This is a genomic window from Paenibacillus sp. PAMC 26794 (assembly GCF_000316035.1).
Classification (GTDB): domain Bacteria; phylum Bacillota; class Bacilli; order Paenibacillales; family Paenibacillaceae; genus Paenibacillus.
In genome coordinates, this window is record NZ_ANHX01000002.1 from 87,268 (window position 1) to 110,636 (window position 23,369).

Annotated in this window: 12 protein-coding genes; 11 read left to right on the top strand and 1 reads right to left on the bottom strand. The window is 47.0% G+C overall.

Annotation, left to right across the window (positions count from 1 at the left end):
• Positions 1 to 42 precede the first annotated feature (42 nt).
• Positions 43 to 2,046, bottom strand: coding sequence for a hypothetical protein (locus D829_RS0100470; RefSeq protein WP_017686859.1), 2,004 nt, complete (start codon positions 2,044 to 2,046; stop codon positions 43 to 45).
• Positions 2,047 to 2,573: 527 nt separating this feature from the next.
• Between D829_RS0100470 and D829_RS0100475 the strand changes: the two genes are divergently transcribed.
• The 11 genes from D829_RS0100475 (at position 2,574) to D829_RS0100525 (ending at position 23,304) form a co-directional block, all read left to right on the top strand.
• Positions 2,574 to 4,910: a helix-turn-helix domain-containing protein gene (locus tag D829_RS0100475; RefSeq protein WP_017686860.1), complete on the top strand. Its 2,337-nt coding sequence runs from the start codon at positions 2,574 to 2,576 to the stop codon at positions 4,908 to 4,910.
• Between the two features lie 281 nt (positions 4,911 to 5,191).
• The gene (locus tag D829_RS0100480; RefSeq protein ID WP_017686861.1) at positions 5,192 to 6,145 is read left to right on the top strand and encodes a sugar ABC transporter permease; all 954 of its coding nucleotides are present in this window, start codon (positions 5,192 to 5,194) and stop codon (positions 6,143 to 6,145) included.
• Positions 6,146 to 6,190: 45 nt separating this feature from the next.
• A complete protein-coding gene (locus tag D829_RS0100485) occupies positions 6,191 to 7,063 on the top strand; it encodes a carbohydrate ABC transporter permease (protein ID WP_017686862.1) in 873 nt (290 codons plus the stop codon).
• 62 nt (positions 7,064 to 7,125) lie between these two features.
• On the top strand, positions 7,126 to 8,625 hold the full coding sequence (locus D829_RS0100490) for an extracellular solute-binding protein (protein WP_017686863.1): 1,500 nt from the start codon (positions 7,126 to 7,128) through the stop codon (positions 8,623 to 8,625).
• A gap of 24 nt (positions 8,626 to 8,649) precedes the next feature.
• The gene (locus D829_RS30105) at positions 8,650 to 9,762 is read left to right on the top strand and encodes a glycoside hydrolase family 88 protein (RefSeq protein ID WP_017686864.1); all 1,113 of its coding nucleotides are present in this window, start codon (positions 8,650 to 8,652) and stop codon (positions 9,760 to 9,762) included.
• A gap of 219 nt (positions 9,763 to 9,981) precedes the next feature.
• Positions 9,982 to 11,493, top strand: coding sequence for an extracellular solute-binding protein (locus tag D829_RS0100500; RefSeq protein ID WP_017686865.1), 1,512 nt, complete (start codon positions 9,982 to 9,984; stop codon positions 11,491 to 11,493).
• A 347-nt stretch (positions 11,494 to 11,840) separates the two neighbouring features.
• Positions 11,841 to 13,112: an S-layer homology domain-containing protein gene (locus D829_RS0100505; RefSeq protein ID WP_017686866.1), complete on the top strand. Its 1,272-nt coding sequence runs from the start codon at positions 11,841 to 11,843 to the stop codon at positions 13,110 to 13,112.
• A 429-nt stretch (positions 13,113 to 13,541) separates the two neighbouring features.
• A complete protein-coding gene (locus tag D829_RS0100510) occupies positions 13,542 to 16,808 on the top strand; it encodes a DUF5704 domain-containing protein (protein WP_241230715.1) in 3,267 nt (1,088 codons plus the stop codon).
• A 174-nt stretch (positions 16,809 to 16,982) separates the two neighbouring features.
• Entirely contained in the window at positions 16,983 to 19,031 is a 2,049-nt protein-coding gene (gene pulA / locus D829_RS0100515; RefSeq protein WP_017686868.1) for a type I pullulanase, read from the top strand.
• A 482-nt stretch (positions 19,032 to 19,513) separates the two neighbouring features.
• On the top strand, positions 19,514 to 22,390 hold the full coding sequence (pulA, locus tag D829_RS30110; protein ID WP_017686869.1) for a type I pullulanase: 2,877 nt from the start codon (positions 19,514 to 19,516) through the stop codon (positions 22,388 to 22,390).
• A 284-nt stretch (positions 22,391 to 22,674) separates the two neighbouring features.
• Positions 22,675 to 23,304 (top strand): 50S ribosomal protein L25, encoded by a 630-nt coding sequence (locus D829_RS0100525; RefSeq protein ID WP_017686870.1) that lies wholly within the window; start codon positions 22,675 to 22,677, stop codon positions 23,302 to 23,304.
• Positions 23,305 to 23,369: the final 65 nt, after the last annotated feature.

A 23,369-nucleotide genomic window follows, 5' to 3' on the forward strand; every position in this document is an offset into this window, starting at 1 on the left:
TATATATGACTTCCATTTCACCACATCTGTTTCTCTCATCGGCTATTCTTCAGGCGGTATTTCGATCTGTAGGCCTTCCACATGTTTGCGTCCCATCAACTTACGCTTCTTTCGATTTTCCTTTGTTTCTAGCACAATGTCCAAGTCATAATCGTCACCTGGATAAAGCTCATCGGCAGATATATGCAGAGTCAGGCGTTTCTTATGGATTTTGACTTTGCGTCCCCTGAGCATGACCCCGATATTTCCACGGCTATCCTCGACATCACAGACGATGCCCGACTGATTGAGATAGGCTACATATACCCGATCCCCTTTGCGAAAATTTTTGGCAGGAGCAGGGGGAGCTGACTCTCTTGGTGTTGTATTTTTGTGGAGACCGATTGAATACTTTGACTGCTTCGACTGATTCTGTTTGGACAAATCTGCGGGGCCGTCTGCTTCTGCAACAGAACGATCAGGCGTCAGGACCGGAGTTTCCAAAGGAGGTGACGTGAACACGAATGTACGATCTCTTGAAATACTTTGATCGGACAGGGACTTGGATCGCTCGATAATTCGTTGTGGCATGCCCAGCTTTAATGCGATGGAATAAGCATAGCTCTCACCAGCTTCTCCGATACGCAATCGATACAGCGGCTGGAGAGAAACGGTGTCAAATTCCATACGGGCATTTTCGAATCCTGGCGTGGCAGCTGCAAAATGTTTGATTTCACCAAAATGTGTTGTCGCTACAACGGTTGCTCCGCGGCTGTGCAGTTCCTCCAGCATGGCGATAGAAAGTCCGACGCCTTCACCTGGATCTGTGCCGGAGGCCATCTCATCAATGAGCACCAGCGTCGATGGATTGGCCTGTTCCAGTATGCCAATCATATTGCGAATATGTGCGGAGAATGTACTGAGCGCTTGTTCCAGACTCTGCCCGTCACCAATATCAACCGCTACCTCGTCATAAACGGCCATCTCGCCACCCTCCTCCACGGGAATAAGCAAACCGGATTGCATCATCAGGGTTAGCAAACCTAGTGTTTTGAGTGCGACCGTTTTACCACCGGTATTCGGGCCCGTAATAATGAGCGACGAATACGTTCTGCCGATTGCAATATCAAGGGGAACCATAGAAGAACCCATGAATGGATGACGTGCACGTTGAAGGCTGATGTGGCCTTGCGTATTGACTCGAACGGTACGTCCATCCATGGTGGCCGCATATTTGGCTTTGGCAAACAGGAAATCCAGCACACCTACCGTTTCGGTGTTCAGGGCGATTTCACGGCTATACGATTCGGTCAGGGAGGTTAAATCACCGAGAATTCTCATCTCCTCTCGGGACTCCTCCGCTTGTAGAGCGGCCAATTCCATCTGTAAACTTACTAATTCAACAGGTTCGATATACACGGTTTGCCCGCTCCCGGATTCATCCAGTACAATGCCTTTCACCTGTTTACGGAACTCTTTCTTAATGGGCAGAACCGTTCTTCCTCCGCGTTGACTAATGACATGTTCCTGCATAATGGAGCGATGTTTGCTCACCAGAGAATCAAGCTTTCGTTTCATGCGTTCCTCATTCACCGTCACTTTTTTACGAATTCGAATGAGTTCTTTGCTCGCCTGATCCTGAATGCGTCCACTATGGATGCAGCGCTCGATCTCACTCAGCAAAGGTTCGATCAAAATCATGGATGCTGCATAACAACTGACGTTGGGAGCGGCCACGGATTTGCCCTCCATGTACTTCATGAGTTGTGAACAGCTCCGCAGGAACTGAGCAAGATGACTGAAATCGCGTTCACTGAATAGATAACCGGTGCCAAGCAGATCCATAATGGTTTCCATTCCGTCGAGTGAAGGGAGGGGGATACTGGCCCCGAAGCGAATCAACGCAGCTGCTTCTGTTGTTTCTTCCAGGCGAATCTGAATCAGGTGAGCATCTACCATCGGTTTTAGTTCTCTGGCATAACGTTTTCCCAGATAAGACAGGGCGCAGTCTGCAACGTTTTTTTGAATTTGTGGATAGCCCAAACTGTTTAATGTGTTTTCATTCATGCGTAATCTCTCCTTGGATTTGAATTGGAATTTCAGTTGACGCGCTGAAACATATTCCTGGAAAACGCAAAAAGGGGGGGGAATGAAACAAACGTCATTCTCCGCCCTAAACGTATGGGAAAGCAAAGTCCACTACAGGCCTATATTAAAAAATCCGCGCTGAACTCAGCGCGGAAATAGACCCGGACAATTACAATCCCGGAGGCGATTTATGATATCCGCTGTTCTTAACTAAGTACAGGGATCTGGCGCATCATGAAATACACGTATGCCATACGGGCACAAGCGCAATGAAAGGCCAAACTCCTGAATATTAAACTTGGTTAGTTAAGAACATTCACCGACATTAAAAATCTCTCCTTTGATTGAGGAATATGCAACCAATATAAACTGGAAATTGGTTTAAAGTCAACCTTAGAATAAATGAGTGGACTTGAATAAGAATGGGTTTTAAAATAACAATAGTAAAATAATCCAATGAAAGCGATTTAATTTAATAAACATACATATAAAGGAGGATGCTCTTCTTGCCTAAGTATTTACTGCGTTTGCTCTGCTTTACCCTGATCCTCGGAGCCCTTCCGGTCATTGTTATTGGTTCGGTCTCGTATACGATTGCATCACGTGACATTGAACAGAAAGTGCGTGAGAGCAATCTTCAGATATTGCATCAGACCCAAATGAGGGTAGAACAAGTTCTGCGTAGCCTGCAATTATCATCCATCCAGTATGTTAATTCGCCCTTGGTACTACAAGCGATGAAGAAACCACTAGACAGCAGCGAATTTCAGGAGATTCGTGATCTGACATCCGGTTTTAACAACTTGCAAGCGGTTACGAACATTGACCAAGCCTACCTGGTTAATCTGGATGAAGATTGGGTCGTTTCGATGCGTTCTTTTGGCAAATTGGATGATTTCAGCATTCGAGACCGAATTGGCTCCTACCTAAGTTATACCAACAGCCTGTTCTGGGTCACTCAGAATGCCAGTTCAGCGAAAGAAAGTGTACCTGTGTCAGCAGGTATGGGTGAACTAACACCGGAACAGGCACCTACCCTTATATCATCGGATAATGTGGTCAGTATGGTATTCAAAATCCCGATGATACCAACCAATGTGAAACCAAAGGGATTTCTTGTGATTGATATCGCCGATACGGAATTGAGTACATACTTGAGCCGAAATACGAATTCTGGAGATATGTACGTTCTGGATCGGGAGCAGAAGTATTTTCTGAATGATACCCAGCAAGGTGCGAAGTATGACACGCTCAATAAGGAAATCCACGAGATGGTCCAGACAACGGGGGAGCCAGAGGGTTTCTTCAGTGCGGAGGTGGAAGGTAACCAGGTAGCAATTAGTTATAGGCAGTCTCCGCTCAATGGTTGGTTGTACGTGTCCGTTGTATCTCTAGGGCAGATCACGGCTCAGTCGCAGAAAATTGCATTGGTTACCGGTGTCGCTACACTTATCATGTTATGTGTAACCGGACTTGTTGCCATATACGGCAGTCGGCGGATGTACTCACCGATCTCCAAACTGCTGAAATTTACGAAGGGACTGGATTCTCCTGTTGCTCCATCAGGACGACGTCAGGATGAATTTATCTATATTGAGGAGCAATTGTCAACGTTGTTCAGTTCGGAGAAAACGATGCGTGAGCAGATGAAGGGGCAGCATGTGCACCTCCAGGAGTTTTTTATGACTAAACTGCTGACAGGCAAAATCTCGGAAGAGGATTTCAGATATCAGGGAGAATTATACGATTTTCCGACAGGCTGGGCGAGTCTTGGCGTACTCATGCTCCAGATGGATACCTTGGAAGGGACCCGATATGAGGAACAGGATCGGGATCTGCTGCTGTTTGCTGTCAACAATATGGTAGGTGAGCTCCTTCCTGCGGCAGTTCGGTTCACCCCTGTCATGCTGGATGATGCTCAGGTCACCGTACTTGCCTCCGAACTGACGGATGAGGTGCAGCTGAAGGAATGGATGCATACCCAAGCAGACTGGATTCGCGAACGTGTCGTGACTTATCTGAATCTGCCCGTAAGTATCGGCATCAGTCGTTCTTACACTTGTATCGGAGATACGCCTAGAGCGGTTCAGGAGAGCCGAGAGGCTCTGCAAGGCCGGGTAAGTCTGGGCAGCCGTATTATTTTGCATTACGAGGATATACAGCCACGTGGTCAGATGGAAGCCGCGTTGTATACCCAGTTACGTATGATCGAAGATCAGCTCGCTTCTGCGCTCAAGCAAGGAGATGAAGAGAAAACGGACGCCTACTTTAAGCAATATTTGGGACTGCTTGCAGACAAAAAGCTTCATTTCAGTGAATACCCCGTCATTATGGTTCAGTTATTATCTCGTGTATATCAGCTTGTGCAGGAGCAAGGTGGGGATGTAGCCGAAGTACTGGGAGAAAAAGCATCGATGTCACATTTGCTGAAGTTGTCCACATTGGACGAAATGACCAATTGGTTCCGCAAGCGGCTGTTCCTGCCCGTTATCCGTTTCTGGCGAGAACAGGAAGAATCCCAGTACATGAATATTGCAAGGCGCATGATCCGCTTGATCGAGGAGCGTTATGATCGTGAATTGTCGCTGGAAGCCTGTGCCGCTGAGCTTAATTTTCACCCAGTCTATCTAAGTCGGGTATTCAAGAAGGAAGCAGGGGTCAATTTTACGGAATATCTCGCAGGGTATCGGATGGAAAAAGCGAAGACCTGGCTGCAGACGACGAATCTTAAAATATCGGAGATTGCCGAGAAATTAAACTATACCAATCCCACTGCATTTATCCGTACGTTTCGCAAAATCACAGGAACGACCCCCGGCAAGTACCGGGAGCAGCAGCGATAAAACCAGCCTGCTCTGCCCGCCATGGCAGGCAGGCTTTTTCATGTCTGGATGAAGGAAGAAGACCGCTTTTCTCCATAAGTTAAGACAGGAATATGGAGGTTGAAAGCAGTTCATTTCTCCTTTAAACCTCATGATGAAAATGGGATAAACCCTTGCTGCACAAGGGAAAACAAAAGGCTAAAATGAGACGATAGCCAGTCATTCGTTTATCCTCCACAATGAAGACATGAATTCAGGAAGTGATATTTTGTAATCGTTTCCAATGTGGGGAGGAAGACAATATGAAAGCCGAAACGGCGGCTCGAACACGGCCCGCTACCCGCAGTGACAAAAACCTGCTGTGGAGGGACATTATCAAAAACCGGTGGCTGTATATCATGTTAATACCGGGTGTGCTTTACTTTGTTATTTTCAAATACATACCCATGTATGGCATCACGATGGCTTTTCAGGATTACACGCCTTACAAGGGCATCTTGGGGAGTGACTGGGTAGGCTTCAAACATTTCCAGCGTTTCTTCGGAGAACCGCAGTTCTGGACATTATTTCGGAATACGTTTTTACTTGCCATTTATAACATTGTGTTCTTTTTCCCACTGCCGATTGTACTGGCACTCATGATGAATGAAGTTCGCCGTGAACGGTTCAAACGATTTGTACAAACTCTCGTCTATGTTCCACACTTTGTTTCCTGGGTTGTTGTTGTCGGTGTGTTCTACATGCTGTTCACAACCGAGGGCGGTGCCATTAATGAATTGCTCTATAACCTGACTGGACAAAAAGTGGCGTTCCTGCTTGAACCAGGATGGTTCCGAACCATGATTGTCGGACAATCCATCTGGAAAGAAGTCGGTTGGGGCACAATTATCTTCCTGGCGGCGCTTTCCGGTGTAGATACACAGCTCTATGAAGCTGCACGGATTGATGGTGCCAATCGCTGGCGCCAAACCTGGCACATTACGTTGCCGGCCATTCGCAGTACAATCGTCATTTTGCTCATTCTGCGTCTGGGCAATTTCCTGGATACAGGCTTTGAACAGATCTTCCTGATGCTAACTCCGACAAACCGGGATGTGGGCGAGGTATTCGATACCTATGTGTACACGAAGGGTCTTACCCAGGCACAGTACAGTTATAGTGCTGCTGTCGGGTTGTTCAAATCGGTTGTCGGGCTGGCGCTTGTTCTTGGTGCCAATACGCTGGCCAAAAAATTCGGGGAGGAAGGCGTCTACTAACCCTCGGGAGCAGACGTTCTTCACCAGACAGGAGTGAACATTAAGATGCAACAGGATAAAACGTGGGGCAACCGGATCTTTGATTTTCTCAATCACGGCTTGCTGCTGTTGATTGGAATCGTGACGGTCATCCCGTTCATGTATATTTTGGCCGTCTCATTTACCAGTCCGCATGAAGTGGCTAAGGGAGGTTTCATTCTTTTTCCAAAAGAGTTCTCTCTGGCCGCGTACCGTTACATTTTCTCTACAGATACCTTGATTCGCAGTCTGGGCGTATCGGTCTATATTACCGTGATCGGTACCTTCATTAACCTGCTGTTTACATCACTTATGGCATATCCGCTCTCCAGAAGATATTTGCGTGGACGCCAGCCCATTTTGCTCGGTGTATTGTTCACGATGCTCTTCAGTGGCGGAATGATTCCAACATACTTTGTCGTGAAATCCTTGCACCTGACGGATACGTTGTGGTCGCTGATGCTGCCTACCGCTATTAGTGCATTTAACTTAATCGTACTCAAAAACTTCTTCCAGGCCATTCCCGACGAACTGGAGGATGCAGCCAAAATTGATGGATGTAACGATGTCAGCGTATTGTTCCGGATTGTACTGCCGTTGTCCATGCCAGCCATGGCGACATTTTCACTCTTTTACGCGGTGGCCCACTGGAACAGTTTCTTCAGCGCTGTTATCTATATCAACGATAGTGAGAAGTGGCCTGTCCAAGTCTGGCTACGTGAGATTGTCATTCTGGCACAGAGCCGAATCGGAGACACGAGTATCGAAGAGACCGAGATCCAGCCGCTTACCATTCGCATGGCCGTTATCGTGTTCTCCACGATCCCGATTATGCTGGTATATCCATTCCTGCAAAAGCACTTTGCAAAAGGAGTGATGCTGGGTTCGGTGAAAGGTTGAGTCGGTACATGGTTCAAAGTCAGTTCAGTATGACTGCATAAAAAAAGGGAGGTTTTCATGTTATGAAAGCAACAAAAAAGAAAGCCGTAGCTGTCTTGAGCACACTGGCACTGGTGACAGGTTTGCTGGCAGGATGCGGATCAGACGAGGGTCAGGCTGCCGATGGCGGCGTACAAAATGTGTCCATAGCCATTGCACAGGTTGGTGATGTGCCAAGCAAGGGCAATGAAATTCAGCAAAAGATTGAAGCGTATACCAATACCAAACTGGATATCCAGTGGATTCCGGCTTCGGCCTACAATGACAAAATTAACGTGATGATCGCTTCAAGCGATATGCCAAAAATTGTGAAGGTGCAATATAACCCAACGGTGACCAGCGCGATGCGTAATGACGTGTTCTGGGAAGTGGGGCCATTGCTGAAAAATTACAAAAATCTGTCGGCACAGAACGAGCGTTTTTTTGACAACATCAAGGTAGAGGGAAAAATCTACGGGGTTCCTGTATTCTCTGATATTGCGCGGGCTACAGTGATCTATCGCAAGGATTGGTTCGAGAAGCTGAATCTCAAGGTGCCAGCTACACCGGATGAATGGTATGAAACGATCAAAACACTGGCAACCTCCGATCCGGATGGAGATGGCCAGGATAATACGTTTGGACTAATGCTATTTAAAAAATATAATGAGGATCAATATTCCTTCACGACGCGCCTTGGCGTAAGTTTTGGTGCACCTAATAAGTGGAAAGTCGAGGATGATGGCAGCTTCACGCCGGAATTCATGACACCGGAATATATGCAGGTGCTGGATCTGCTGAAACGTTTGTACGATGAGAAACTGCTAAATCAAGATTTTGCCGTATTCGACTCTACGGAAGCGGAGAAAAAGTATGATTCCGGTGTTGTGGGTATACGTGTTGGTGTTGCGCAGAACGGAAAAAGTCAGCAAGAGCGTCTGTCCAAAAACAATCCGGATGGTGTGGTAGACATCGCTGGTTTGCTTGGCGCGAACGGAGATCGTGTTGCAGGACAGACGGGTAACTCCGGGATTCTGGCATTCCCTAAATCAACGGTGAAATCGGAAGAAGAACTCAAGAACCTGCTCTCCTTCCTGGATAAACTGATGGACCCTGAGATGGCGACCCTGTTGATGCGTGGTATGGAAGACAAACATTACACCAAAGTGGGCGAAGATCAGGTGGAGATGAGTGACTTCGATGCATTCCAGCGTGAAGTGAAACCTTACCGTGACAACCTGCCTTATGTCGAAGGGTATAACGTACCGAAATTGAAGGATACCGAACTGGGTGAAAAAGGTACGGCACTTGCGAAGGAACTGGCGGAGCACGCTGTGCCAAACCCTGCGCTGACGTTATATTCTCCAACGTATGGTGACCGTGGGGCGGATCTGGATCAGGTGATTGCCGATGCACAAACCAAATATATTATGGGCAAGATCGATCAAAGTGGCTGGGAAAAGGAAATCGAGAATTGGGGCAATGCTGGTGGAAACAAGATTCGTGAGGAATATGCCGAAGATTATAAAAAACAGGCTCAATAAAGAGCCGGAAGCGGAGGCTTGATCATGAAGGAAAGACTGCAATTCACATCGGTGCGCATGGCACAGCAATTCATGGAAAGTTATCGCAACCATGAGCTGTACGCCACTTGGCATTATGAGAACGGCTGCTTGCTGAAAGCGCTGGAGGAGCTGTATACGCATACGGGGGAGCAAAAGTATTTTGACTACATCCGTGAGCTGATGGATCATTTCGTTCAGGAAGATGGCTCCATTCGCTCCTATACGGTTGAGGAATATAATCTGGATCAGATCAATCAGGGAAAATCGCTGTTCCTGTTGCATGAGAAAACGGGTGAAGAAAAGTACCGCAACGCTGCGGAGTTGCTTATGACTCAGCTTAAGGGACAGCCACATACGAGTGAGGGCGGATTCTGGCATAAAAAGATTTACCCATTCCAGATGTGGCTGGATGGATTGTACATGGCTACACCGTATCTGACCCAGTATGGCGCAGTGACGGGTGAAGAGAAGTGGTTCGACAAGGCGGCTCTGCAGCTCTTGCTGGTGGAGCAACGTACACGTGATCCGCGTAGTGGTCTCTTGTATCATGCCTGGGATGAGAGCAAAGAGCAGCGCTGGAGTTCGGGAGATACCGGATGTTCTCCACATGTCTGGAGTCGGGCAATGGGCTGGTATGTGATGGCGGTTGTGGATACCTTGGATCATCTGCCGGTAGATCATCCGCAGCGCGGGCAGATTGTGGGTATCTTCGAACGGGTAGCAAACGCACTAGTGCATGTGCAGGATCAGCAGACCGGACTATGGCCACATTTGTTGGATCAACCGGGACGTGAGCGGAACTATCTGGAGGCTTCCGGGACCTCAATGTTTGTCTATGCATTGGCCAAAGGTGTGCGTAAAGGATATCTGAGTGGCAAGTTCAAAGCGGTTGCGGAAAAAGGGTATCAGGGTCTGCTACAGCATCTGCTGCAAACGGACCGTGAAGGCGTGCTGTCCTTGACGCAGTGTAACGGCGGAGCCGGTCTTGGAGGAAGCCCGTATCGTGACGGGTCCTATGAGTATTATGTGACCGAGTCCATTCGGATCAATGATCCGAAATCGGTCGCTCCGTTCATTTTGGCAGGAGTGGAGATTGAACTTTACAAGTCCAACTAACATGTACATGAGAACGGAGAGGGCAGAAATAATCTGAGGAAGCGAAGCGTTCGCCTAAAAGCTTTCTGAAAGAAAGCTGCATCGGAAGCATAGGCTTATCCCCGGATTTTCCCCTTTATAAAAGGGAATCAAAAAATCTGGGGATAACAGCGATCTGAAGGTTGTTCTGTCATCGGAGTGGTCTGTGTACATAACCTTATCAAAAAGGAGAGATGGTTCATGAGTCCAAAAGGTCCAATGTCCCGTTTAGGCGGAATCGTTGTAATTGGAGCAATGTCCGCTGGATTGCTTGCAGGTTGCGGGGGAGAAAAAGCACCTGCTGCAGGGGAAGGTAAACTTCCCATTTCCATCTCTTTAATGCAGGTAGGAGATATACCGGCCAAGGAGAACGGGATTGAAAAGAAGATTGAGGAATATACAAATACGGATGTTAATGTACAGTGGATTCCGCAGTCTGCTTTTGATGATAAGGTGAATGTTATGGTTGCTTCAGGCGAGATGCCGACCATTATGCGTGTGAATTATGTACCGACAACGTTTAATGCCGCCAAAACGGGACTGTTCTGGGAACTGGGGCCGTACCTGAAGGATTATAAAAACCTGTCTGCCCAATCCGAAGCTTATTTTAACAATATCAAAATTGAAGGTAAGGTCTACGGTATTCCGAACTTCCGGGATATTGGCCGGACTGCAATCGTATATCGCAAGGACTGGTTCGATACGTTGAAGCTGGATATACCCAAAACGCTGGATGACTGGTATGAAGTGATGCGCTCCATTCGTAAGGATGACCCTGACGGGAATGGTAAGGAAGATACGTACGGTGCACTGCTTTTCAAAAAGTATAATGAGGGTGTCTCGTCCCCACTGACGCGGATTGCTGTAAGTATTGGCGGTGTCAACAAATGGGGTGTGGATGATGCTGGGAAATTGACCCCGGAGTTCTTGACCCCGGAATATGTGGATACGATGAAACTCTTCAAGAGACTGTTCAGCGAGGGACTGATTAATAGTGACTTCCCTGCTCTTGATCCTTCTGATGCGGACAAAAAAATGGATTCCGGCCTGGTTGGCATGAAGCTGAATGGTGTGGCTCAGAACGGAAAGTCCTCTCAGCAACGGCTTACGCCTAATGCTCCGGATGGAGAGATTGATGTGGCTCCGTTCCAGGGAACCGATGGTATTCGAATCGCTGGGGAACCAGGGAACTACGGAATGCTGGTCATCCCGAAGGCATCCGTTACGGATGAGGAGCAATTGAAGCAGGTTCTCACGTTCCTGGATCAGTTGATGGATGAGGAATTGAGCGCTTTGCAGCTCCGTGGATTGCTCGATGTGCACTACACAAAGACTGCGGATGGGAAAACCGAACTTAAAGATTTTGACGCTTATCAGCGTGAAGTGAAGCCATACCGGGATAATCTGTTGAGCATTGAAGGCTATAACGTGCCTGAACTGGTTGATGTTCCAATTGGTATGAAAGGTACAAAGATGGCGCGTGAGAATGAGCAGTATGCCATTGCCAATCCGGCACTCACCTTGTCTTCTGCGATCTATACCGAGCGTGGTCAGGAGTTGGATCAGATGATCTGGGATGCGCAGACCAAGTACATTATGGGTAAAATCGATGATGCAGGTTGGGAGCAGGAAATCGCAAGCTGGAGAAAAGCCGGTGGTGATCAATTGATCACAGAACTCGAAGCATCCTACAAGGAATTAAACGGAAAATAAAGCTGGCTGAAATAAAAAAAGGTTGATCAAATGGAATGATATGGTTTATTCTATGAGTGAGTTCATTTTTCCAATATCATAAGAAAGACCACACCCTTAAAGCATAAGGCTATGAATCTGCGGATTCATGGCCTTTTTTTGTGTTTTAGGCGAATGAAGTGGGTCTATGGAAGGAGGGGCGCACGCCTTGAAGTGATGGGGATGGACGAAAAATAATACCAATAGCCTAGTACAACATGGTAGAATATTGATTATTATGGCAAATTTAGGTTTTGGTTATGAAGAGAAGTAACTAGGCTGACCGAGTAAAGCATCCCCATACTAAGGTACATAGGAGCGTGAGTAGATTGAAGAAGCAGATCAAAGGACACGAGAAGAAGAAAAAGCGGAACGTGTGGATCGTCGGGTTATTAACAACAGCTGTATTGGCAGGAACACTATTGCCCGTTAGCCCCATACATTTGACGTCAACAGCGAATGCTGCATCGGGAACTAGTGACACTGCCCTTAGCAAGTTCAAGGATATCAAGGGCCACTGGGCTCAAGCGACGATTGCCAAAGCTTATGAAAAAAATCTGATCTCTGGTTACCAGGACGGAACATTTCGTCCCAATGGCAAAATCACGCGTGGGGAATATGCAACCATACTTGCCCGTGCGACTGAACTAGAGAAGGTAGAGGGGCAGAATCCCTTTGCTGATCTCAAGGGACATTGGTCTGAAGCTGCGGTTAGCCAGCTTGTAGGACAAGGATTCATTAACACTGGCGATTACGCCAAAGGGTTCAATCCAAATGCGGAACTGACGCGTTACGAGATGATGAAATGGATTGCAAATGGACTGATTAAGTCCGGGAGCAGCTTTCAGGATGCTTTTAACGATACAAAAAATACGCTGCTTCCCACACCGGAAGTGAACCGCGGCACCATTCGTGCTGAGCAGATTCCATATCTTGCCCTCGTTCGTGGGACAGGCATTGTCGGTGGATTTCAGGATGGCACATTAAAACCCGCAGATTCCACCACTCGTGCAGAAGTATCGGCCATTTTGTTGCGTTATATGGACGTAGAGGGCACGGATGCTGGGAAGTACAGTGACCTGAATGAGATGAGAGAGGTCGGCACAACGGGGACGAATCTAACGACGGTTAGTAATTATTTTTATACTAAAAATTCTGTCAAAGTAAGTGATATATCAAAAGGAGATATAAAACTTTCTAACAAATCAGGAGTGCTTACACTCCATAGGTTTATTGTAGTGGAGGTTCAGAATGGTAAACCTCTAGGAGTATACAGTAAACTTTTTGTGGGATCTAATATCTCGAGTGGCGACTATTATTTAACATTTGCTGATTTATCTTTTATATCAAATACAGATAAGTCAGATTTGATTACTTACAGTAGTGGTTTAAGTAACGGATTACTAAATTTTAGACGTCTAGATTTAGAATTTGCTGATAAGCACGGATTCAAAACTATTCCTAACAGCCCTAAAGATCTCATCATAAAGGGGAAAAAGGTTAGATTTTGGACAAGATCAACTTTAGATTACAGAAATGGATCGTATCATGTTAAAGCTGAAGATATAGGAGAAATGAAAATACAAAATATGTACCAGTAGTGAGGTGATAGCAAGTCTATGAAAAAACGAATGCGGCTGTCCGTATTCATTTGGTCCAGAACATTGTTTGCATTATGTATTATAAGTTCTTACGTGATTGGGCTATCTATCAATGATTTTGTTTACGCTGCTATCGATCCGTATGGTCCAAAATCCATGAAAAGTCCTATTCTTAAATCTATTCAAGCTGAAAAAACAGTGGGTACACCTGGTGTATATTGGTACCAGACTGATGATGGAAGATTTAAAGCAGACCACAGTGGTGGTCCCACATATTCAGACAATGCAGGAAGTTGTACAATCCCGTATCCTGCTTTAAAAGAGGTTCCGGATAGTGTGGACTTTTCACGGTGGCCAGCGGTTTCTTGGCCGCAATATAACGGGAATACACTAACTTCCTCTAGTTTTAAGGAGGTAAAAATCAAAAGTGTGGAATATCAAACTCAACCTGAACAAGAAACTTACACAGGTGTGGGAAGAACACTTATTACACCTCCAAGTACAGTTGTAGCAATCAGGACTTTAACTGGTGGAAATCACGAATGGACTCAGAATGATCCGTTTGAAAATGGGGGAAGAACAACGGCAGGATGTCCTAAGCATAATGTTTCTTATTTTACGCCCATGGACATCATCTGGGAAGGTGATTTGGAAGAAGAGAAAGAAATCGATGTAACCCCAAATTCAACCCTTACCATAGGGCAGGCCCAGCAGATGGAAGCCTTGGTGAAGACAAAAAACTATGGCGAAACAGATTTTAATGGGGGCATCGACGTATCCCGCAGGGAAACGGAGATCAAATGGTTTTCTTCTGACGAGACGATTGCGAGTATAGAGTTGAAAACAGGGATGTTAACGGCTGAGAGTCCAGGCACGGTCACTGTGCGTGCGATCTGGAACAATGGTACATACCTTATCTCGGATACAGCCACCATTACCGTGACATCTGAGCCAGGACTCGTTGTGAATCTGCCGAACGCTTGTAAAGCCAATACGACACCTCTACAGGCAGAAGCAGTTCTAACCAAACCGGATCGCTCTGTTCATAAACTGACGGCTCATCCCAAATTGACGTGGCAGAGCTCGAATCCGGCTGTGGCAACGATCGGTGCTGATGGTAAAATCACGACAAAAGGGATCGTGGGTAGCACTACCATAAAAGCTCATTTTCTTGATTCTGCTCAGCAACTGGATGAACAAGGGACTCAGGTGCTTGAGGTGAAGGACTGCACGGATAATGGAGAAGGTGGTAATGATGGCGATCCGGGGGGCGACCCTGCGAATACTTGCTCTGTGACCATCAGCCCACCTAGTAGAGGCACGGTTATTGAAGCATCGGTTATGGACCCGTCTGTTCGAGGTGTGCTGAAGGCAGACGATCGGGGATCTGAGAAGTTCGATGTTACCCGTGGTATTCCAACTTCGGAAGATCTCTATGCCAATGTCTTGGCCCAGGAATATCTGTTTCAGCACCGTTGGGTTAACATGACAGGAACGGTGACTTACACCGTTAAAGTGAAAAGGGTTTATCATAAAACCTGGACGATCCCGGGAAGAGCCTCTAGTGGTGAGGGTGATCCAGGGACACCTCCTCAGCCCAGAGAACGTGATGTGCCTGGGGATAAAACCATGCAAGTAACACGGGCATATAGCTATTGGCAGATCGATAACCTGGAGGTATACAAGTTAAATGAGGCCAAGGTATCTAACTATGCGCTAGGCGGTTATGGTGACACAGTTACCCTGACGCCCAATGCATATACAGCACCGACTTTACAATCGGCTATGGATACTGCGGTTACCAATCATGTGAAACCTGCGCCATGTCGAGAAATTGATCTCGGCATCAAAGGGGTTCCTGGTGGTTCGGATGAACCGCCTACGCCAGATGAAACATCATTGTTTCAATCCAAAGCTGAAGCGGAGGTTAGAGAGAACGCCGTTAATAACGACAAGGTAACCTTTAATGGAGCGACAATTATGGATCCTGCTCCTGTGACCAAAACCGCTCCGCAACCGGGAAGTATCCCCCAGCCTGGCATGATCGGAGACGATGTTCTGTACCAGAACCGGCTTACGATCAAGAACACATTGATGAACAAAGCTAACCAGCCAACCACGGGTGAGATAACGTATGGACTGCTCCCTGGCAATGTTAACGGAGGGCAGGATCAGAAGTTCCCCATTCTGGGCATTAACTCGGTGACAGTTCATACTCCAGTTGTGAACTATGCCTGGGTGTCAGATGATCAGCCGCATAACCAGAAGACCACGCCTGATCCGACAAGAGCTGCACTTATTTTAGAGCGTCCGTTTATTGTACGCATCCCAACTTCAGGGCAGCATCTGGATGTAGCGAGTTACCCTGGGTATGGAAACCATGATTATTCGAAATATTTCCGGATCAAACAGGTTCGTTTCCCATTCGATGTCTATAACGGTGCCAGAAGTCAGTTTATTCCGGCCATGACATGGGTGGATATTCCGGTAAATCAGTTGGACACCCCTTTTTATCTTCCTGTATGGGTAGATGAAGGAAATTACCAGATTGAGTTTCGTAATATCGCCGAAAATGCACCAGCGAACTTCACAGAACAACAGGATGCCAACACCAATCTGACTCATCATGTCGCAGCAGATACCGTTACTGTAGAGGTTATCGGACGATTGTATGATTTTCACATCACCGATATTTCAGACTACAACTGGGAGAATGTGTTCCGTAAGCGGATGGGCAGCCCCGAGCCAACGGGTGTAAGCTACTGGACCGGAGGAAACAGTATCGACGGAGATCCCCGAGGTAATTTGGCTCCCTATGTCCTGCCTATTCGTCCCGGCAGTCATCCGATACAGGGTTTCCGAAATGCAGCGGTGAAGACGGGTTACCATTTCAAGTTTGATCTGAAAACCAAGGGTAATATGTTTGGGAAACAGGATGGTATCCGAATCACGCCGTCGTTCTCTTTTGTGAGTAAAGATGGCACCACTCGGCAAGAAGTGGATTTATACTACCATCGAGGACAGGAACGACTCATTCGTATCGGATCGGTACAAGATTTAGAAAAACGCTTTGTTGTCCTGAACTCACGGTTGCGGAATGTCCCCGTTACGGAGTTAAGTGATACAGCGCGTTATCAGTATATTTATGAACTGTCGGAGGAGGAACGAAATCAGGGTACAATGGCGGAACATATGGTTCGTTTCGTGGATCAGACCTCTCATCATAAAACGTGGGTAGGTCGTTATGACTGGATGATTCTTCCTTCACAGATCCGCACACTTATCGGCCCAAAAGCAGATATTCCCTCCAGTGTTAATGTGGATCGGGCGAATGCAGCGATTCAGCGCTGGTATGGGGAATATAGCTTGCCAGCGGATGTATATGCAGTGCCCAAAGGAACCGATCTCGAATCGCTTGCCAGACAAAACCGGTTGGATGAGAAGGCAACGGTATTTCTGAGGGATGGTTACATTGTCGTTAACTTCAATATCGAAACTTTGCGCAGTGGCAATACGAGTGCACCGCATCTGCAATATATTCACGCACCGTTGATGAATCAATGGCAAATGGAAGGTTTTGATAAAAACCCGGTAGATAATCAGGGGAGAAGCTGGCCGATGCAAGATGGGGACGTGATTTTGTACCACGCCGATCAATCCAGCCGGAATGATTTCCAATCCCAGGTACCGCATTAGAGAGATATCGTTCTACCCATAAAGAAGGCAGGCGTCATGTGAATCTACATGACGTTTGTCTTCTTTTTTTGTGTAATTCGGATTATGGTTGGGCAGCAGAACGGGTATAAAGGGTAAGGAGCACTCGTACCATCCATATTCATCAATTTTCTCAACGAGAGGGGAACAACACACATGATTGAAGAGGATAAGCAGGAACTATTGATTTCAGAAGATACATACAAAGGAAGAGATTTAGGTGTCACATTAGAAGCACAGTCCTGTCGCTTCAAAGTCTGGTCACCGTTAGCTGTTCAGATGGAACTACTTCTGTATCCACCTTTGACAGGGGGGAGCCCGGAGGAAGAGCCCAATCAACGGAAACAGCAGGCGTTACCTATGCAAAAGAAAGAACAAGGCATCTGGGTTCTGGAACTGGAGGGTGATTTAAGTAGCTACCGTTACATGTACAAGCCTACTTTTGAAGATGGACATTCAACGCATGCTGTAGACCCCTACGCACGAGCAGTGACCATGAATGGAGAAATGGGTGTAATTGTGAGACTGGAGCAGACACATCCGAAGGGATGGAGTGAGGATATTCGCCCGGAATTGACCAGTCCTGTAGATGCAGTCTTGTACGAACTGCATGTCCGTGATTTTTCCATCCACCCATCATCTGGTATAACGAATAAAGGCAAATACATGGCTTTCACCGAGACGGGTCTGCGTGATTCGGAGGGCAACACACTGGGGATCGATCATTTGGTTGAACTAGGGATTACCCATGTGCATCTGCTGCCTGTATTTGATTTTGCGACGGTGGATGAATCCGGAGTAGATGTTGATACGTCTGATGGCTCCAACTATAACTGGGGATATGATCCACTTCATTACAATGTCCCGGAAGGTTCCTATGCATCACGTGCAGATGATCCGGAGACACGAATTCGTGAGTTCAAATCAATGGTGCTTGCCCTTCATAACAAGGGAATAGGTGTCATTATGGATGTGGTATATAATCATACGTTTAATACAGCAGGCAGCTCTTTTGAAAAACTTGTACCAGGGTACTACTATCGTCAAAACGCCAATGGGACCTATAGCAATGGTTCAGGTACGGGCAATGAGGTAGCTACTGAACGCACCATGGTTCGCAAGTTTATCATCGACTCGGTCCGTTACTGGGCAGAGGAGTACCATGTGGACGGTTTTCGCTTTGACTTGATGGGTCTGATCGACACAACTACGATGAAACAGCTTGCAGCGGAATTACACACCGAAGTGTCACCTTCCATATTGTTATATGGTGAACCATGGGGCGCACTGGATTCGCCGCTTGGAGATGATATGACCCTAAAAGGAACGCAGCGTGGGGCGGGTTTTGCTGTGTTTAACGATAATTTCCGCGGAGTGATCAAGGGAGACAGTGATGGCATGGGTACGGGATTTGCGACGGGTGCGGACGGGAAAGAAGACGAATTGTGGACTGGCGTCCGGGGAGCCATTCAGGATTTTACGGATGGTCCATCCGAGACGATTAATTATGTAACAGTGCATGATAATCTCAACCTGTGGGACAAAGTCGCACGTACACAAGGACTCCACGATACCTTGAATTTCCTCACCTATGACGAGGATGGAAGTATTCGTGGATGCCAGAGTGTGGAAGAGGCAGTAGAGAAGGCTAAGCCTTACCTGCAGATCGATTCGGAACATATTCTGGAGAATGAGACCGTTAGGCGTTGTCTGCTTGCCAATGGTATCGTTCTAACCTCCCAGGGTGTTCCCCTGATCGCGGCTGGAGATGAGCTGCTCCGAAGCAAATATGGGGACGTCAACAGCCACCAGAGTGGAGACGTGGTCAATGCCATACATTGGGAGCAAAAGAAGCTGTTCAAGCCGGTGTTTGATTATTATCGGGGGCTGATCCGTCTTCGGCGAGAACATCCAGCCTTTCGGTTTCGTACACGGGAAGAGATCGAGAAGCATGTTCGTCTAATCGAAAAAGGTAATGGGCTGCTAGCCTATGAACTGAACGGTACAGCAGCCAGCGATTCATGGGAACGTATTGTTGTCATCTATAACGCTGCAAAAGAAAACCGTGATATCTCTGTTCCTGCAGGGACATGGAATGTGATTGTAGAAAAAGGACAAGCAGGCGTTGATACGATACGTACCGTACAGGACGGACAGGTAAATGTGAATGCGATATCCCTAACGGTGATGTATTCCAGTTCCTGATGAACGCAATGCTTGCCAAGAATTGAAGGCTGCCAACAAACCATTAGTAAAATCGCTAACAAGGACTCGTTCAATATATCCAATCAAATATAATCAAATAAATTGAGATAAAACAAATCCCCTCTCCCGTAAAAAAGGGGGATTTGTTGATACTTCAGAAACCAGTGCCTTGGTCGCAGGGCTATACATTGTCATGTCTCGACCTTCTTTATGCTGTGCACCGGTTAGTACATTTTTAATCTCAACCAAATGACACCCTGCATTATATTCTTGTATATTCCAAACTTTTTTTGTCGGGACAGGTACAAATGCTGTCAATCTATGGCGCTTGTTTTCATATCCTATATTTTGAGAGCGATTGCTAATTGAATGCGCAAATTGAACCGATATGATGACTACAGACAACCCCGGGTTGACAAATCACGTCCCGCTCCGTAACATCGGGACAACACGAAAACAATGGATATAAGGCGGTGGGAACGATGCCGGAATGGACTTCTTTTCGTTACGAAGGCAACGATCTTGGCTTAACATATACTTGTGCTGCAAGTACTTTTAAATTGTGGGCACCTACGGCACAACGGGTTTATATATTGGTTTTTGAGGATGAAGGGCATTACAACGAGAATGGTAAGGTGCAAGAGCATACGGGTGGACGGGAACATTCCTTGACACGTGATGCGGACGGAATATGGACGTTGGAGCTTACAGGCGATTGGGCAGGACATTATTATATGTACCGAATTATCCATGATGATCAGCGGATTGAAGTAGTTGTTGATCCTTACGCCAGAGCGGTAACGGCTAATGGGCAACGAACGGCGATTATAGATCCTGAGACCACCAACCCGGTCGATTGGGACCTGGATGTCAAACCTGCTTTTCTGCGTCCTGTCGATGCCGTGTTATATGAGTTGCATGTTCGTGATTTCTCCTCGGATCCACATGCAGATATTCCGTATAAGGGAAAATATCTGGCATTCACGGCATCCGGTCTGACGGATAGAGCAGGCAATAGTATTGGGGTAGACCATCTTGCCGAACTGGGAGTCACTCATGTACATCTTCTGCCTGTGGCGGATTATCAGACGGTGAATGAACTCGCTACAGCAGATGTGGGTTCACATGTCAGAGCACCATACAACTGGGGGTATGATCCGCAACATTATAACGCTCCCGAAGGTTCGTATGCGACAGATCCACGTGATCCGGTAGTTCGCATCCGAGAGTTGAAATCCCTCGTACAATCGCTGCACAGACAAGGCATTCGTGTTGTACTTGATGTTGTCTATAATCATACGTATAGCGTGGAAGAGGGACCTTTTGAACGGATTGTACCAGGCTATTATTACCGTTATCGGGAGGATGGCACCCTCAGTAATGGTTCTGGTGTAGGCAATGAATTGGCGACAGAACGTCCAATGGTGCGAAAATATATTCTGGATTCTCTCCGATATTGGGCAGAAGAATATCATGTGGACGGATTTCGATTTGACCTCATGGCCCTGATTGATACGGAAACGATGAATGAATTGACACGCGAATTGCGGGAGCAGATCGATCCGGCGTTTCTAATCTATGGGGAACCCTGGACGGGTGGAGATTCACCTTTGAATAGCAAAACGTTAAAAGGAACCCAGCGAGGTCAGGGGTTTGCTGTATTTAATGATCACTTTCGCAGTGCAATCAAAGGGGATAGTGATGGCAGCGGAAGAGGGTTTGTCACGGGCGCCGGAGGGCAGGAATATGAAATTCTCAGAGGATTAGCAGGAGCACTGGATGATTTCACATCTTCACCTGTGGAAGTTGTCAATTATGTAACTGCCCATGACAACCTCAATCTGTGGGATAAAATGGCGACAACAATGAACCTTAGACATGAATTAGGATTTCCCGTATGGAAGGACGGACAGCCCGTGGGTGGTGGGAGTGCTGAGTCCGCTGTAAAAGCAGCAGATCCTTATCGGTATGTGGATGCAGATGATGTTTTGAATCATGAGATGGTTCGTCGCTCTTTACTGTCTTCCGGCATTCTGCTTACTTCTCAGGGAATTCCGTTTCTGCATTCAGGGGATGAGATGCTTAGATCCAAAGCCGGTGATCATAACAGTTATCGGAGCGGGGATGCGGTGAACGCCATTACATGGGCCAACAAATCACGGTTCAGACCGGTGTTCGACTACTATCGTGGTCTTATTCATTTGCGGCGAACACATCCGGCTTTTCGCATGATTGATGCGGAACAGGTACGAAATCACCTTCGTGTCATTCGTGCGGATGGCAATGTAGTTGCCTTTATACTTCAGAATGGTGCGAATCAGGACACCTGGAATCAGATTATGGTCATCTATAACGGAACGGAATATCAGCAGCACGTGGATCTGGGTGAAGGGGACTGGCATGTCGTTGTCAATGATCATCAAGCAGGCACAGACCTGATCGAGACTGTTCGTGGTACTGTTCAGGTAGAACGATGGTCCTTAATGGTACTGTATGACACAGAGCATGCTGGAGGCGCTGAACCATCAACAGTGGAGATTAGTTTTCCTCGCCAGGTATATAGTCCGAAGGAGACCACTCAACTGCGAGCGATCGTACGAGACAGCATTGGCAATGTGGTAGAAAAAGCTCCAGTTACCTGGACTTCTTCTGATCCGGATATTATTCAGATCCAGCCTAATGGAACAATCCATGCACTGGAACGAGGGGAAGCTTCGATTACAGTCCACTGTGGGGACATAACGGCAAGCTGTATGTTACAAGTGGATTATCGTCATGCTGAACGAATCGAAATTGTGGGCGAACCTGTCATGTACATGACTCGAATCAGTCGCTTCCGTGCCTTGGTTCTGGATCAATTTGGTCAGCCGCTTCAGGATTCGAATATACGCTGGAGCTCTTCTCATCCAGAACTTGCAGCGGTGAGTGCAGCAGGGATCGTACGTGCGATGACACCTGGAGTAACCCATATTATTGCTGAGGCTGGAGGAATCCGGGCAATGCTTGGCGTAACGATTCATAAACAGATTTCGCGAACCGTCACGCTTCGATACGAACGGGAAGACCAGCATTATGAAGGTTGGGATGTCTGGGTATGGGGCACAGGTATGGAGGACGGAGCAGTACGGCTGGAACAAGTCGGCAATGCCGCCGAAGCCCGCTTCCGCGTTGCTCCGGGTCTGCATCACCTGGGATTGATCATTCGATTGAACGAATGGGAAGCTAAAGATACGTGCGGAGACCGTTACGTGGACATTGTACCTGAAGACGGGGATGTACACATTATTGTCCGTAGCGGATCAGACGAGATGCAGATCATTCGTGAAAGCGAAAAAACAGAGGATCGTAATAGCGCATAGTTTATTTATTTATTTATAACATCGAATGTAGTTCGTCAAAACCTTGTTAAACCAGCAGTTGGAAGAGATTCCGACTGCTTTTTTGGTCTGATTATACGCCACATAACTTGCCAAAAAATAAAGAATTGTCCTGTTCCGTGTTTGAGATCCTCTATCATTGGGGTAAATATAGATATGGCCCACGATTCGGCCAAAGGAAAAAAGACCAATATGGTCTATAAGCGAAGTTTTAGCGCTTTCCAACAAATATAATGTAGTGATCCCTTGAAGGAGGATGTTCAATCATGAAATCCAACGGAAAAATGGCTCAACTTACAGCAACGCCAAGAACGGAAAAGAAAGGTGCAGCACTGCGCCTGTTAAGACAAGGCGGACGAGTTCCTGCAGTCGTTTACGGCCCGGGACTTGAAGGTGCTTCAATACATGTAGACGAAAAAGAGATGCTGAAAGTGGCACGCACAGGTCGCTCCGAAATGTTCAACCTGAATGTTGAGGGTGGTAAAACGGTTCCGGTGCTGATCAAGGATCAGCAAGAGCGTAACGGACGTTTGCTGCATGTAGACTTCCTGCAAATTTCCAAGAACAAGCCAATCAGCGTAAGTGTATCGATCGACTTCCAGGGTACAGCAGCCGGTTCGAAAGCTGGCGGTGTATTCCAGACACAGGAGACACAGCTGGAAGTAGAAGGATTGCCTGCGGATCTGCCAACGTCCATTGAGGTGGATGTGAGCGGATTGGATATTGGTGATCGCTTGACTGCTGCGGATATCAAACTGGATAAAGGTTTGACACTCGTAACATCACCTGATTCGATCATCGCGTCCGTCATGCCGCCACAAGCGGCTGAGGAAGAGCCAACGGCTTCTGCTGAGGATGCTGAACCGGCAGCTGAAGAAAAAGCTACAGAAGAATAAGCCAAGCTTAGGGATCTCATCAGATCCCATGCTTAGCCGAAGCCCAGTCCTAGTGACTGGGCTTT